This is a genomic window from Sorangium sp. So ce1335 (assembly GCF_051521615.1).
Taxonomy (GTDB): Bacteria; Myxococcota_A; Polyangia; order Polyangiales; family Polyangiaceae; genus Sorangium.
The window spans coordinates 165,218-178,303 of the sequence record NZ_CP150363.1 but is presented as its reverse complement, the minus strand read 5'-3'; the positions used below and the strand labels follow the sequence as shown (position 1 = coordinate 178,303).

At 70.0% G+C, this 13,086-nt stretch carries 10 protein-coding genes; 8 read left to right on the top strand and 2 right to left on the bottom strand.

Features of this window, described 5'->3' with window-relative positions:
* Positions 1 to 192: 192 nt before the first annotated feature.
* Both WMF24_RS00655 and lspA read left to right on the top strand, forming a co-directional pair.
* Positions 193 to 948, top strand: coding sequence for a methyltransferase domain-containing protein (locus tag WMF24_RS00655; protein ID WP_437734392.1), 756 nt, complete (start codon positions 193 to 195; stop codon positions 946 to 948).
* Positions 949 to 1,136: 188 nt separating this feature from the next.
* Complete coding sequence (gene lspA, locus WMF24_RS00650) at positions 1,137 to 1,613, top strand: signal peptidase II (RefSeq protein ID WP_437734391.1); 477 nt, start codon at positions 1,137 to 1,139, stop codon at positions 1,611 to 1,613.
* Between the two features lie 56 nt (positions 1,614 to 1,669).
* On the opposite strand, the gene WMF24_RS00645 is transcribed toward lspA, so the two are convergent.
* The gene (locus tag WMF24_RS00645) at positions 1,670 to 2,125 is read right to left on the bottom strand and encodes a lectin (RefSeq protein ID WP_437734390.1); all 456 of its coding nucleotides are present in this window, start codon (positions 2,123 to 2,125) and stop codon (positions 1,670 to 1,672) included.
* 790 nt (positions 2,126 to 2,915) lie between these two features.
* On the opposite strand from WMF24_RS00645, the gene WMF24_RS00640 reads away from it, so the two are divergent.
* The 6 genes from WMF24_RS00640 (at position 2,916) to WMF24_RS00615 (ending at position 12,950) form a co-directional block, all read left to right on the top strand.
* A complete protein-coding gene (locus WMF24_RS00640) occupies positions 2,916 to 3,254 on the top strand; it encodes a four-helix bundle copper-binding protein (RefSeq protein WP_437734389.1) in 339 nt (112 codons plus the stop codon).
* Positions 3,255 to 3,763: 509 nt separating this feature from the next.
* On the top strand, positions 3,764 to 4,399 hold the full coding sequence (locus WMF24_RS00635) for a LysE family translocator (RefSeq protein ID WP_437734388.1): 636 nt from the start codon (positions 3,764 to 3,766) through the stop codon (positions 4,397 to 4,399).
* A 155-nt stretch (positions 4,400 to 4,554) separates the two neighbouring features.
* Positions 4,555 to 5,214, top strand: a complete 660-nt coding sequence (locus WMF24_RS00630) for a glutathione S-transferase family protein (protein WP_437734387.1) — start codon at positions 4,555 to 4,557, stop codon at positions 5,212 to 5,214.
* Positions 5,215 to 5,796: 582 nt separating this feature from the next.
* On the top strand, positions 5,797 to 7,434 hold the full coding sequence (locus WMF24_RS00625; RefSeq protein WP_437734386.1) for a hypothetical protein: 1,638 nt from the start codon (positions 5,797 to 5,799) through the stop codon (positions 7,432 to 7,434).
* A 243-nt stretch (positions 7,435 to 7,677) separates the two neighbouring features.
* Positions 7,678 to 9,912 carry an ATP-binding cassette domain-containing protein gene (locus tag WMF24_RS00620; RefSeq protein WP_437734385.1) on the top strand — a complete coding sequence of 745 codons (2,235 nt, stop codon included), beginning with the start codon at positions 7,678 to 7,680 and terminating at the stop codon, positions 9,910 to 9,912.
* Positions 9,913 to 10,442: 530 nt separating this feature from the next.
* On the top strand, positions 10,443 to 12,950 hold the full coding sequence (locus tag WMF24_RS00615; protein WP_437734384.1) for a penicillin acylase family protein: 2,508 nt from the start codon (positions 10,443 to 10,445) through the stop codon (positions 12,948 to 12,950).
* Here the strand turns inward: WMF24_RS00615 and WMF24_RS00610 are convergent.
* Positions 12,928 to 13,083, bottom strand: coding sequence for a hypothetical protein (locus WMF24_RS00610; protein WP_437734383.1), 156 nt, complete (start codon positions 13,081 to 13,083; stop codon positions 12,928 to 12,930). The two genes, WMF24_RS00615 and WMF24_RS00610, sit on opposite strands and share 23 nt — an antisense overlap.
* Positions 13,084 to 13,086: the final 3 nt, after the last annotated feature.

The window sequence follows — 13,086 nt, the reverse complement described above, 5'->3', positions numbered from 1 at the left end:
GGTTCACATTCCTACACGGCGCGTACCTTCCTGCTGGCGATGGCGTTCCTCGAAACCGGCGTGTCCGGAAGAGCGCCGCCTGCGGTCCGGGCACCGCGGGTCGCACCTCCGTACGATGCGTCGAAAAATTCGCCAATCCGGCCGAAAGTGGCGCCCTGCTGCGAAGCTGCCGCTCGCGCTACGAATCGGGTCATGATCGACGTGGTTGACGAGATGACGGGGCGGCTGCTGGCCGACGCAGGCATCGGCGCCGGCATGCGCGTCCTCGACGTGGGCTGCGGTCGCGGCGATGTATCGCTGATGATCGCGCAGCTCGTCGGTGCGCAGGGGCAGGTGGTGGGCGTGGACCGCGACGCGCGGCCGCTCGCCGCGGCCCGGGACCGGGCGCGCGAGCAAGGTCTGTCGAACATGACCTTCGTGGAGGGAGACCTGGGCGCGCTCGGGCCCGAGCTCGGCCTCTTCGATGCGATCGTCGGTCGGCGCGTCCTGATGTACCAGCCTGACGCCGTCGCGGCCGTGCGCGGCCTCTCCGGCGCCCTGCGCCCCGGAGGCGCTGTCGTCTTCCAGGAGCACGACGCCACGATGGTCCCGGCCAGCGTCACGCCCCTTCCGCTCCACGAGCGCGTGCACCACTGGATATGGCGAACGGTCGAGCGAGAGGGCGCCGACATTCACATGGGCTTCCATCTCGCGGCCGTGCTGGAGCAGGCGGGCTTCGCCGTGGAGCGCGTGCGCGCCGAGGCGGTCGTGCAGACGCCCCGGACGCGCTACCGCACCGCGGCCATCGTCCGTGCGATGGTGCCCCGCATCGTGGAGCGGGGCGTCGCCACCGAGGCCGAGCTCGACGTCGAGACGCTCGAGGATCGCCTCGTCGCGGAGCGAACGAAGGCCAACGCCACGTATATCGGTGACGTGGTCTTCTGCGCATGGGGCCGAAGACGCGCCTGAGGGGCCATGCCACGACGTCGCTCGGCGCCCTGGGCGGCGACGGATCCGCCGGGGCGAGCCGTCCCTGCGCCCGGGCTGCCGGGTCGTTCACGAGGCGCTCGCTCGGACCGTCATCGCCGGACAGGCGGGAACATGGCGGGAACAGACGGGCGCTGCCGCGCGTTCTGGCGGCCATGGCGCGACGTGCGATGAGCTGGGTCCTGCTCCTGTTCACGATGGCCCTGGTCGGGTGCGACCACGCGACAAAGGCGGTCGCGCAGGCCGCGCTCGAGCGGCGAGCGCCCCTCTCCATCGTGCCGGGGTTGCTCGATCTCCGCTACGCCGAGAACCGCGACATGGCCTTCAGCCTGCTCCGGAGCATCCACTCGCCGGCGAAGGTGGCGATCCTCTTCGTTTTCTCGATGCTGGCCCTCGGCGTGATACTCCTCGGCTGGTGGCGCAGCCGCCACGCCTCGGCCGCCGAGCAGGCCGGGTACGCGCTCATCGTCGCCGGCGCGATCGGCAACGCGATCGATCGCGTCGCCCGTGGCTACGTGATCGATTTCATCCACCTCCATCGCTGGCCGGTCTTCAACGTCGCGGACATCGCCATCGTGGCGGGCGGGCTCCTGCTCGGGATCGTGATGTTCCGGCGTGCGCGCCAGGAGGCGCGGGAGGTGTCCTGAACCTCGCCTCGCGAGGTGGTCTCGCCGTTCGTCCTTCCCCGCCTGCCAGCCGGCCGCTACGTCGGCGCGTAGATGACCAGGTTGCCGTCGCACTGGACGACCAGGAACGCCCCCCGGTGTCCCTGCGTGTTCGACGCCCACTTCGCCTGGCCCGCGTAGTCGTACAGCACGAGGTTGCCGTCCGCCTGCATGATCGCGTGCTTGATGGCCTGCCCGTTGGTGCCGGTGGCCCACAGCGGCTGCGACGGCACCTTGTACAGCACGAGGTTGCCGTCGTCCTGCATGAACAGGTGGTACTTGCGGTTCGCAGAGTAGACCCCGTACCCACGGTTCAGGTAGTCGCCGCCGAGGAGCTTTGTCTGCGGATCGCAGTGCTCGCTGGACTGGAACGTGTTGCTGGCCCAGATGGGCTTCACGGCCTGGGCGCGCGCGTCTCCAGCCTGCGTCAGGGCGGCGCCGAGGCACGCCGCGGGCAGCAGCGCCCGCCGAACGAACTGCACAGCTCCGATCATCGCATTTCTCCTTCCGACTTCCGACGTCCGATTCCCTTCGTTTTCTTTCCTGCCTTCTTCGGCGATCCGGGTGGCGCGCCCGCGCCAGGGACAAGCACGCTCGCGTGTCTCGCGCTGCCCCCCGTGGCTCGCGGATCTTTCCTTTCGTGTCGTTTGCGTCGAGCAAGGCAAGAGGCAGACCGCAAAGAAAATGCCCCGACGGAGCTCCCCCAGGCGAACGACGTGAGCGCCTCGCGCGGCGCGGACCGGAGCCGCAGCGCGCTGTCGCTTCCCATCGCATGATCGCCAGCCGCACACCCCATCCGCACCGCCCTGCCCGGCCGCGGCTCGACGCGCAGCGCGCGTGAGCCCCCTCGACGGGCAGCGCGCGAGAGCCCCCTCGACGCTCCCCCCACCCGCGCGGATGCCCTGCTCGCCGCGACGCCCGCAGGTCCGCTCCGGATCGACCGCCTGGAGGCGCGGCTGCCCGACCGCAGCCCCGTCCGAGCTCGCCCTCGCCGGGCAGCTCCCCGCGTGAGCGACGGGTCGAGCGGCGCGCCGGGCGAGCGACCAGGGCGGGCGCGGCCGTTCCCACGGGACGACGCGCGCCAGGCGGGCGCCCCGGCGGTCGCGCGGCGCGTTCAGGACACCAGGACTCGGCGCGTCAATCGCTGTTCCGAGCCCCATATGCGGGATGGCCCGACGTGCGAAAGCCGCTCAATCCATTCAACCTCTGGATACCAAGGTTGCCTCTTTGTCGCGAGATACCCCCGCGGCGAGGAGCGGACCGGTTGACCGAAGGGGGGTTCTCATGAGCAGGTTTCCGGGGGACAGATCGTTCCGGGAGGTGGCCCGGTTCACCCAGGATTGCGGTGCGATCTGCACCCATGCAAGCCAGTATTGCCTCGAGATGGGCGGCGCCCACGCCGACGCCACGCACGTGCGATTGCTCCAGGACTGCGCCGACATCTGCGAGGCGGCCACCAAGCTCCTGCTGCGCAGCTCGCCGCAGCGCGCCCAGATCACGAGCGTGTGCGCGGCCCTCTGCGACCTCTGCGCGGCGAGCTGCGACAAGCTCACCGGCGACGTCCAGATGAAGACGTGCGCCGACGAGTGCCGCCGCTGCGCGGCCGCGTGCCGGCAGATCTGACGGCGCGGTGGAGCAGCGCCTCCCGCTTCGCGCGTCCGGACCCGGACGGGCGAAGCGGCGTCCTGGCTCGATCAGGAAGGCAGGAATCTCACGGGATCGCGCTTCCTCGACTTCGCCTGGATTGACAACCGCTTGACGTGAAGCGCCGAGACGCGATCGGAAGACGCGCCTCCTGGCGTCGCGGCCGCTCCTTCCCTTGAGCCGCTCCTTCCCTTGAATCGACGCGTATCCCTGCTTTCCCCACCTCCTGCGGCCCGCCTCCGCTCCAGCAGGCCCCCGCGCCCCGGTCTCGCCCGGGCGCGCGGGTCGGTCGCCGCGCGCCGCGCGCTCCACGCGCAGCGCTCCGCCTCCATGCCATGATACCCTCGCGCGCATGCGCTATCGAAGGACGATGGGGCCGCCGGCGTCGCACCCCGCTGCGCCGGGCGCGGCGCGGACGCGCCGGAGGCGGAAGGCGGATCGAGCCGGGCCACGTGCCGCGGACGTCCCCGGGGTCCCCTGAAATGACCATGACCCCTGGCAGCATCGTCGCGCTGGTGGGAACCATGCTGGTGCTGGCGGTCGTCCCTGGGCCGAGCGACATCGCGGTGGTCGCGAGGTCCGCCGGGTCGGGGCTCACGAGCGCGCTCTTCATGGTCGGCGGGATCGTCGCCGCAGACCTCGTGTTCATCGCGCTGGCCGTCTACAGCCTGACGGCCCTCGCGGGGGCCATGGGCGGCCTGTTCGACCTGGCGAGGTACGCCTGCGCCGCGTATCTCGTCTGGACAGGGATCGGCCTCCTCAGGGCCAGGGCCGATGTCGTGCCCGCCCGGGAGACGACGAACGCTGCCCGGTTCTCCGCGTTTCTCGGCGGCTTCTCCCTGACGCTGTCGGATCCCAAGGCGATCCTCTTCTACATGGGACTGTTCCCCGCGTTCCTGGACCTGTCGAGGGTGTCGCTGGCGGACGCGGTCATCGTCACGTCGATCGCCACCGTGGTGGTGGGCGGCGTCAAGCTCGGCTACGCCTACGCGGCAGACAGAGCGACCTTGTTCTTCGAGAACTCGAGGGCAAGGAGGCGACTGAACATCGCCGCTGGCGCTGTCATGATCGGGACAGGCGTCTACTTGCTGTGTCGAGGGGTGCGACCTGCCGCGATCTGGTGATGGGGCGCGCGCCGGTGGGCATTCACCACAGCGATCACCCGCTGATCGCGACGCCGAGCGCCGGAATGTCCGGCGCCCGAGCGGCTCGATGATCTCCTTGACAGCGAGGGGAACATGCCGTCTGCTGGACCGCCCTGAAGACAGGAGGCCTCCGCATGATCACGCTCTATGGCATTCAGTTGAGCAACTTTTACAACAAGGTGAAGCTCTCTCTCCTCGAGAAGGGAGTCCCCTTCGTGGAGGAGCTGGCGCCGCCGTCGCAGGACCCGTCGTTCCTGGAGAAGAGCCCGCTGGGGAGGGTCCCGTTCATCGGGCGGTCGGGCTCGAGCGACTACCTCGTCGAGTCCCAGCCGATCGTCGAGTACATCGAGGCCATCGGGCCGAAGGAGAACCGCCTGCTGCCCGCCGACCCGTGGGAGGCGGCGCAGTGTCGCGCGATCATGTCCATCATCGACACCAGCATCGACACCCCGGTTCGCCCGGTGCTGCCCGCGGTGCTCTTCGGCCACAGCGCGGCGCCCGATCAGGTGGAGCGCGCGCAGCAAGGCGTCATGCGCGGCGTCGGCGCCCTCAAGCGCATGGCGAAGTTCAACCCCTACATCGCCGGCAGCGAGCTCACTTACGCGGATCTCGCCGCGGTCACGGTCATGCCGATAGCGAGCATCGCGCTCAAGGCGGTCGGCGGCAAGGACCCTTACGAGGACTGGCCGCAGCTCCACAGCTACCTCGCGCTGATGCGACAGCGGCCCCACGTCCAGAGGGTCGAGGCCGAAGCCGCCAGCGCATTCCAGGACTTCATGGCCAGGCGCAAGTGAAGCGCTCGGCGCGCCGCTCGATGTGAGGCGGCGCGCGCGACCGCTGCACGCGGCGTCCCGGTGCGAGCCCGGCGCGCCGCTCCCGACGTCTCGCCGGCGCCGGGCGTCCCAACCCCGGTCGGTTCCCCAGCCTCGGTCGGTTCCCCAGCCTCGGTCGGTTCCCCAGCCTCGGTCGGCCCCCCGACCTCGGTCGGCCCCCCGACCCCGGTCGGCCCCCCGACCCCGGTCGGCCCCCCGACCTCGGTCGGTCCCCCGCCCCTCAACCCCGGTCGGTCCCCCGCCCCTCAACCCCGGTTGGCCCCCCGGCGCGGCGACGGCCGAGAGCCAGCGCGGGTGGAGCACGGCACGGCCGAGCGATTGCGCGGCGCGGCAGGATACACCGAGCCGCCGCCCGGGGTGGCGTCGATGCCCCCACGCGCGCATCGGGCCGCAAGGACACGCCGGACCGACCGTGATATCGTGCCATGCAATCCTGCGCGACCCGTGAGTCCGCGGGAACATTCCCCCGCAGCGCTGGTCTCGCGCCCGACTTCCTTGTGTTCCAGGGGCTCGCGGCCCGCGCGCGGAGGTCAAAGGAGAGTTATGCATAAGCCTTTTGCATTCGTGCTTGCTGGCACATTGGTCCTCGGCGTCGCGTCGACGGCGCACGCGAAGCGCTCCGTCCTCGTGGAGGGCGCGCGGCTCCACGGCACCAACGGGATGAACGTGGGACCCGACGGCAAGCTGTACATCGCGAGCTTCCTCGGGAGCGAGATCGCCGTCGTGAACCGCAAGAGCGGCGCCATCGTGCGCCGGCTCGACGCGTCGGACGGGGTCGATGGCCCGGACGACCTCACCTTCGGACCGGACGGCTCGCTCTACTGGACCTCGCTCATGACCGGAAACGTCGTGCGGCGCTCGCCGTCGGGCGACATCACCCAGCAGCACGTCGCGCCCGGGGCCAACCCCATCACCTTCTCCGATACGGGGAGGCTGTTCGTGGCCCTCGACTTCCTCGGGGACGCTCTCTACGAGCTCGATCCGGACCTCTCGGATCCACCGCGCCTCATCGCGAGCAACCTCGGCTTCCTGAACGGCATGGACTGGGGCCCCGACGGCCGGCTGTACGGGCCGTTCTGGACGCAGGGCCGCGTCGTCAGCATCGATGTTGACTCGTGCACCGGCGCGGTCGATCCGGAGGTGGAGTGCGACATCGAGACGGTCGCGGACGGCTTCTTCATCCCCGCGGCCGTGAAGTTCGACGGGCTCGGCCGGCTCCACGCCGTCGATCAGAGCGGCGAGGTGGTGCGGATCGACGTCGCGACAGGCGACAAGGAGGTGCTCGCGGAGCTCCCGCCCGGCCTCGACAACCTCGCCATCGACGCGCAGAACAAGCTCTACGTATCGAGCGCCTCCGACGGCTTCGTCGTCCGGATCGAGCCGAACGGGCGCGTGCGCACGCTGCTCCCGGGCGGCATGATCCTGCCGGGCGGCGTGGCCGTCGTGAACGACGGAGGCGCCGAGTCGGTCTATGTCGCCGACCTGGCCTCGCTGCGGGAGTTCGACGGGGACACGGGCGCTCCGCTCGACGTCACGCGGTCGTTCCTTGGCCAGACGGACTTCCACGCGCCCGCCACGGTGTCGGCGGACGGCTCGTCGCTGATCCTCAGCGCGTGGTTCGCCGGCGTTGTGCAGGTCTACGACCCGGCGACGGGCTCCGTCCTCGAGACCCACACGGATTTCGCCTCGCCGCTCAACGCCGTCCGGTTCCAGGGAGATCTGGTGGTGGCCGAGCTCGGCGCGGCGTCGGGCGCGGCGCGCGTCGTCCGCAAGACGAGCGGCGGGCTCGAGACGCTGGCGCCGATGGTGGTGCCCTCGGGCCTCGCCGTGTCGGGCGGCGATCTCTGGGCCGCCGACTGGGCCACGGGCGCGGTCCTCCAGCTCGCGTCCGGGGGCGTGACGCTCTCTCCGCCGTTCGAGGTGGTCGCCGGCCTGGACCAGCCGGAGGGGATGGCCGTCGATCTCGACGGCACCCTGCTCGTCGTGGAGAGCGGAAGGCGCCGGCTCCTGCGCATCGACCCGTCGACCGGCGACACGTCGGTCGTGGCGCGGCGCCTCGCGGTGGGGCTCGACGCGACCACCGGGACGGTGCCGACGTTCGCGATGAGCAGCGTCGCCGTGGGCGCGTCGGGCGCGATCTACGTCACCGGCGACGAGGGCAACGTCCTCTATCGGTTCTGAGGGCAAGCGCGGCAAGGAGCGCCCGGGCGGCCCGTCCATCACGATCGCGATAAGAATTGTAAAGCCAGCGCGGTCACCGTCAGCGGGATCCGCCGCGCCGGCGGCTCTCTTCGACGCCCCTTCGCCCCTCCCGGGCAGAGCGCGGCGATTCCGCCTTGACATCCTCACATCGTTTTGGTTTTCCCTCCTGCTTCGCGGTGAGACTGCGAGTTCGGGCACTTCTGGCTCAGCAAGGAGGCAACCGTGGCGGATCGCCAGTTCATCCAGGTCCGAGGCGCGCGCGAGAACAACCTCAAGGACGTCTCGCTGGACATCCCCAAGCAGAAGATCACGGTGTTCACCGGCGTCTCCGGCTCCGGCAAATCCTCGCTTGTCTTCGACACCATCGCCGCCGAGGCGCAGCGCCAGCTCAACGAGACCTTCACGGCGTTCGTGCAGGGCTTCCTGCCGCACTACGGCCAGCCCGACGTCGATCGCATCGAGCACCTGAACGCGCCGATCATCATCGATCAGAAGCGGGTCGGGGGCGGCTCGCGCTCGACGGCGGGCACCTACACCGACATCGCCGCCTCGCTGCGGCTGCTCTTCTCGCGGGTCGGGCAGCCGCACGCGGGGCCGGCCTTCGCCTTCTCGTTCAACAACCCGCAGGGCATGTGCCCGGAGTGCGAGGGCATCGGCAAGACCGTTCAGCTCGACCTGGACAGGCTCCTCGATCGCGAGAGGTCCCTGAACGGCGGGGCGATCCTCCACCCGGACTTCAAGGTCGGCAAGTGGATGTGGAAGATGTACCCGCTCTCCGGCCTCTTCGACTGCGACAAGCCGATCAAGGACTACACCGCCGAGGAGCTCGACGCCCTCCTGTACGGCGCCGACGTGAAGGTCTCCTTCGGCGAGTTCGGCTCGAAGTACGAGGGCCTCGTCGAGCGCTTCACCCGCGTGTACATCAAGAAGGACGCGGCGGCGATGTCCGAGCGCAACCGCGCGATCTTCGAGCAGTTCACGACGTCGCAGACCTGCCCGGTCTGCCGCGGCGCGCGGCTCAACCAGGCCGCCCTCGATTGCCGGATCAACGGCCGGAACATCGCCGAGCTCTCCAACATGGAGGCGACGGAGCTCATCAAGTTCCTTGAAGGCCTCACCGATCCGGTCGCCGTGAGGCTCTCCGCGCGGCTGATCGAGCGCTTGCAGCACCTCGTGGACATCGGGCTCGGCTACCTGAGCCTCGGCCGGGAGACCGCCACCCTGTCCGGCGGCGAGTCGCAGCGCGTGAAGATGATAAGGCACCTCGGGAACAGCCTGACCGAGATGCTCTACATCCTCGACGAGCCCAGCGTGGGGCTTCACGCGCGCGACGTCGCCCGCCTCAACGGCCTGCTCCAGAAGCTGCGCGACAAGGGGAACACCGTGCTCGTCGTCGAGCATGATCCGGACGTGATGGCGATCGCGGACCACGTCGTCGACATCGGCCCGAAGGCCGGCGTGCACGGCGGCCGGGTGGTCTTCGAAGGGAGCTACGAGGCGCTCAGGGACGCTGACACGCTGACCGGGAAATTCCTGAAGCACCACCTGCCGATCAAGCAGGAGGTGCGAAAGCCCACCGGGCAGATGGTGATCAAGGACGCCACGCTGCACAACCTGAAGAACGTCACGGTGGGCATTCCCACGGGCGTGCTGACGGTCGTCACGGGGGTGGCCGGCTCCGGCAAGAGCACGTTGATCAACGATGTCTTCCTGGCGCAGCACCCGGAGGCGATCGTGATCGACCAGTCCCGCGTGACGGCGAACAGCCGCTCGGCCCCTGCCACCTACACGGGGATCATGGACGACATCCGGCAGGCGTTCGCGAAGGCCAACAAGGTGAGCGCCTCGCTCTTCAGCTTCAACTCGGAGGGGAGCTGCTCGAGCTGCAACGGCCTTGGCGTCGTGTACACGGATCTGGCGTTCATGGAGGGCATCGTCTCCGCCTGCGAGATCTGCGAGGGCAAGCGCTTCAAGGCCGAGGTGCTGGCGTACAGCCTGCGCGGCAAGACGATCAGCGACGTGCTGGACATGACCGTGGAGGAGGCCCTGGCCTTCTTCGGCGAGAAGAAGATCAGGGCCGTGGTGCAGGCGATGAGCGACGTGGGGCTGGGCTACCTGAAGCTGGGGCAGCCGCTCAGCACGATGTCGGGCGGAGAGGGGCAGCGCCTGAAGCTCGCCACCGAGCTCCACAAGCAGGGCAGCGTCTACGTGATGGACGAGCCCACCACGGGGCTGCACCTCTCCGACATCGGGCTCTTGATGGGCATCATCGACCGCCTGGTGGACGCGAGGAACACGGTCGTGCTGATCGAGCACCACCTCGATGTGATCCGGCAGGCCGACTGGATCATCGATCTCGGCCCGGAAGGGGGCAGCGCCGGCGGTGAGGTGCTCTTCGAGGGGCCGCCCGAGGAGCTGAAGCGCTGCGCGCGGAGCATCACGGCGCGGTTCCTCTGAGAGGACCGCGCGGCCGGCGCCCCTCGGTGTCCTCGCCGGGGCGTGGAGCGCCCCGACACGAGGGCAGGAGCCTCACGGTCGTCGCGGCGCCCCGCCGACAGGCATGTAAGAGCTGTAGGAAAATGTCTTTACTATCGCGACCTCACAGGTCGGCGACGTCGTCGCGCCCTGAGGCGCGCCGCCGAGAGGACACCTCGGCGGCGGCGCTCTGATCGCATCGGCTCACGAGCCCCGTCATTCCGTGTGCGAGAGCGGCGAGCGGTGTGGTCGGCTCGCAGGATGAGCCCGGTGGAGCACGGGTGTCTGTCGCGGCCACACGCGTGGCACGCACGCCGGACCGATGCTAGGTTGCCGGTTTTGATAGCCGTCCAGCACATCCGGAGCGGCGTGCTGCCATGTCAGCCGTTCTCCGTACATGGGCGTCGAGGCGGAGCTTATCGGCGCAGCGTGAGGGCGGCGCACATGGCCTGTAGAGCACGGCCTCGCGAGAGGACCTGGAGGAGATTCACACGATGAGGCGAATGACCGGCATGGCATTCCTGTTGTCTGCTGCTGCGTGCAGCGTCGCCCACGATGGCGCAGGGCTCGATGAGCCGACGGCGGAGAGGGGAATCGCCCTCGAGATCGACGGGCGCTACGCGGTGTCGATCCGCGTGGATGATCGGGGGATGTCCCACGTCACCGCCGGGGACGAGGTCGCCGGTTATGGTGGCCTCTGCTACGCGATGGCGCGCGACCGGCTCTTCCAGATGGACGAGCTGCGCCGGAGCGCGAAGGGGCGCCTCGCCGAGATCTACGGGCCCGGCGACGACGACAGCATCCTCGCGAAGGACCTCCTCGCGCGCGCGCAGAACCTGTCCGCGTTCGCCGCCGCGCGCTACGCGACGGCCGCCTCGCGGACGAAGCGCATCCTGCAGGGGTGCGCCGCGGGCGTGAACCAGTACATCGCAGACGCCAAGGCCTCCAGCGGCGGCCTGCCGCTCGAGTTCCAGATCCTTGGCTATCAGCCGGAGCCCTGGACACCCGAGGACAGCATCCTCGCCTACATCTACGTGGGGGTCACCTTCGATACCCTGACGTGGTTCACCAAGCTCGAACGTGCGGCGGTGGCGAGCATCGCCGGGACCGAAGTATCGACGACGCTGATCAAGGAGGCGCCCGACGATGTGTCGATGTTCGACGCGGCGGGCAACCTGAACCCGATCTCGCAGTTCCTCGTCCCGCCCGGCCCGAGCGCGCCGACGGCGACCATCGTCAACCCGCCGCCGCCGTCGTGCATCAGCGGCGCGCCCCAGCTCGCAGGGCAGGCCCTGCGCATGGCGTCCGTGAGCGGCCGCGCGAGCAACGCCTGGGCCGTCGACGGACACCTCACCTCGACGGGCAAGCCGCTGCTGGCGACCGACCCGCACTTCCCTCATTCGACCCCGTCCGCCGTCTACGTGGCGCAGCTCAAGGTGACCGGGCAGTACAACGTGGCGGGCTGGATGGTGCCCGGGTTCCCCGGGTTCCTCAGCGGCCACACCGAGCACATCGCCTGGGTGCCTACCTACTCGCTCTTCGACAGCGTCGACCTCTACGTGGAGACGCTGCGCGCGACCAGCGCAGGCGGCGAGGAGGTGCTCATGAACGGCCTGTGGAAGCCCGTCACCCGGCGCGTCGAGACCGTCCGCGTGAAGGGGCGGCCCGACGTGCAGCGGACGTTCCGCGCGACGCCCCACGGGCCCATCCTCAACGACGGTCTGGATGGGCTGGAGTCGTTCGGCACGCTCGCGCTCAAGTCGACGGCGGGTCAGCCGGCGTGGAAGGTCGACGGCTTCTTCGAGATGCCGGCGGCGACGAGCTGGACGCAGTTCAGGGCGGCGGCGCTGAAGCAGAGCATCGGCTGGAACTTCATCTTCGCGGACTACGCGGGCACCCACGGGCACATCGGCTACCAGAACTCGGGCCTCGCGCCGCAGCGCCAGAGCCCGCTGAACGCGCTTTACCCGGTGCCGGGCACGGGCGGGTACGAGTGGACCGGGTACGCCACCAACGCCGAGCTGCCGTCGGTCTACGATCCGCCCTCGCACATGCTCGTGACGGCGAACCACCGGATCGTCCCGCGCAACTACGCGCCGCAGGGGCGCCCCGTCCACCTCGCCAACTACTGGGACATGCCGTGGCGCACGCAGCGGATCATCACGCGGCTCGCCTCGGCGACGGCGCCGCTCACGCCAGAGGCCATGGCGTCGATCCAGCTCGACACGCAGACGACGATCGGGCTGCCGCTGCGCGACAGCTACCTTGCCGCGCTGGGACGCGTCGGGCTGCCGGCGGACGATCCGAGCGCGGCGGCGGCGGCGGCGGCCCTTCAAGCGTGGGACGGCAACGCGGCGGCGAGCAGCCAGGGCGCGGCCGTCTACGAGATGCTCACCCTGATCCTGCTGCGCAACCTGGTGAGCGACGTGATCGGGCCCGACGAATACGCGGCCTTCGCGCCCAGCGTGTTCCTCACGAGCCAGCTCGCCGGCCTCATCGACGTGCTCGAGAACCCGCGCGCGCCGTACTTCGGCATCACCGCCGGCGTCGACCCGGGGGCCGCGCGGGACCAGGCCGTCCGCACGGCGCTCGGCCAGGCGGACGCGATGCTCCGCGACGCGCTGGGCCCCGACGTGAGCGCCTGGACCTGGGGCGGCATCCACACGCTGACCTACAACCACCCGCTCGCCGGCGAGGATACCCGGTTCGCGATCGGCACCTTCCCCGCGGCGGGCGACGTCGCGACGGTGAACATCGGCGGGTGGTTCGAGAACGTCGGAGTCCTCGCGCTCCCGCCCGGCGACTTCGAGGATGCCGGCGGCGTGTGGGCCGCGCTCGATCAGGACTCGCTCAGCGCGACACGGTTGGTCTGGAACCTCGCCCCGCTCGACGGCTCGCTCGGCGTGATGAGCACCGGAATCAGCGGTGATCCGCGCACGTGCCACTACGCGGATCACGCGGAGGCGTGGCGGGCGGGTCAGATCTTCACGATGCCGTTCACGTCCGCGGCGATCCCCTGAGCCGATAGAGGGCGGCGGCGACGGCGACGCCGCCGCCCGCGCGGGGCCGAGGCCGCTCGGGCCCGTCGGGCGCCGTCGCCGCGCTCGACGCGGCGGGCGCCTTGATCAGCCTCGTTGTCGTCGATACAGCCATGGA

What these genes read in the sequence shown, in the direction of transcription:
- WMF24_RS00655 (WP_437734392.1), top strand. Translation starts at nt 193, where the DNA reads ATGATCGACGTGGTTGACGAGATGACGGGGCGGCTGCTGGCCGACGCA.
- lspA (WP_437734391.1), top strand. Translation starts at nt 1,137, where the DNA reads ATGAGCTGGGTCCTGCTCCTGTTCACGATGGCCCTGGTCGGGTGCGAC.
- WMF24_RS00645 (WP_437734390.1), bottom strand. Translation starts at nt 2,125, where the DNA reads ATGATCGGAGCTGTGCAGTTCGTTCGGCGGGCGCTGCTGCCCGCGGCG.
- WMF24_RS00640 (WP_437734389.1), top strand. Translation starts at nt 2,916, where the DNA reads ATGAGCAGGTTTCCGGGGGACAGATCGTTCCGGGAGGTGGCCCGGTTC.
- WMF24_RS00635 (WP_437734388.1), top strand. Translation starts at nt 3,764, where the DNA reads ATGACCCCTGGCAGCATCGTCGCGCTGGTGGGAACCATGCTGGTGCTG.
- WMF24_RS00630 (WP_437734387.1), top strand. Translation starts at nt 4,555, where the DNA reads ATGATCACGCTCTATGGCATTCAGTTGAGCAACTTTTACAACAAGGTG.
- WMF24_RS00625 (WP_437734386.1), top strand. Translation starts at nt 5,797, where the DNA reads ATGCATAAGCCTTTTGCATTCGTGCTTGCTGGCACATTGGTCCTCGGC.
- WMF24_RS00615 (WP_437734384.1), top strand. Translation starts at nt 10,443, where the DNA reads ATGGCATTCCTGTTGTCTGCTGCTGCGTGCAGCGTCGCCCACGATGGC.
- WMF24_RS00610 (WP_437734383.1), bottom strand. Translation starts at nt 13,083, where the DNA reads ATGGCTGTATCGACGACAACGAGGCTGATCAAGGCGCCCGCCGCGTCG.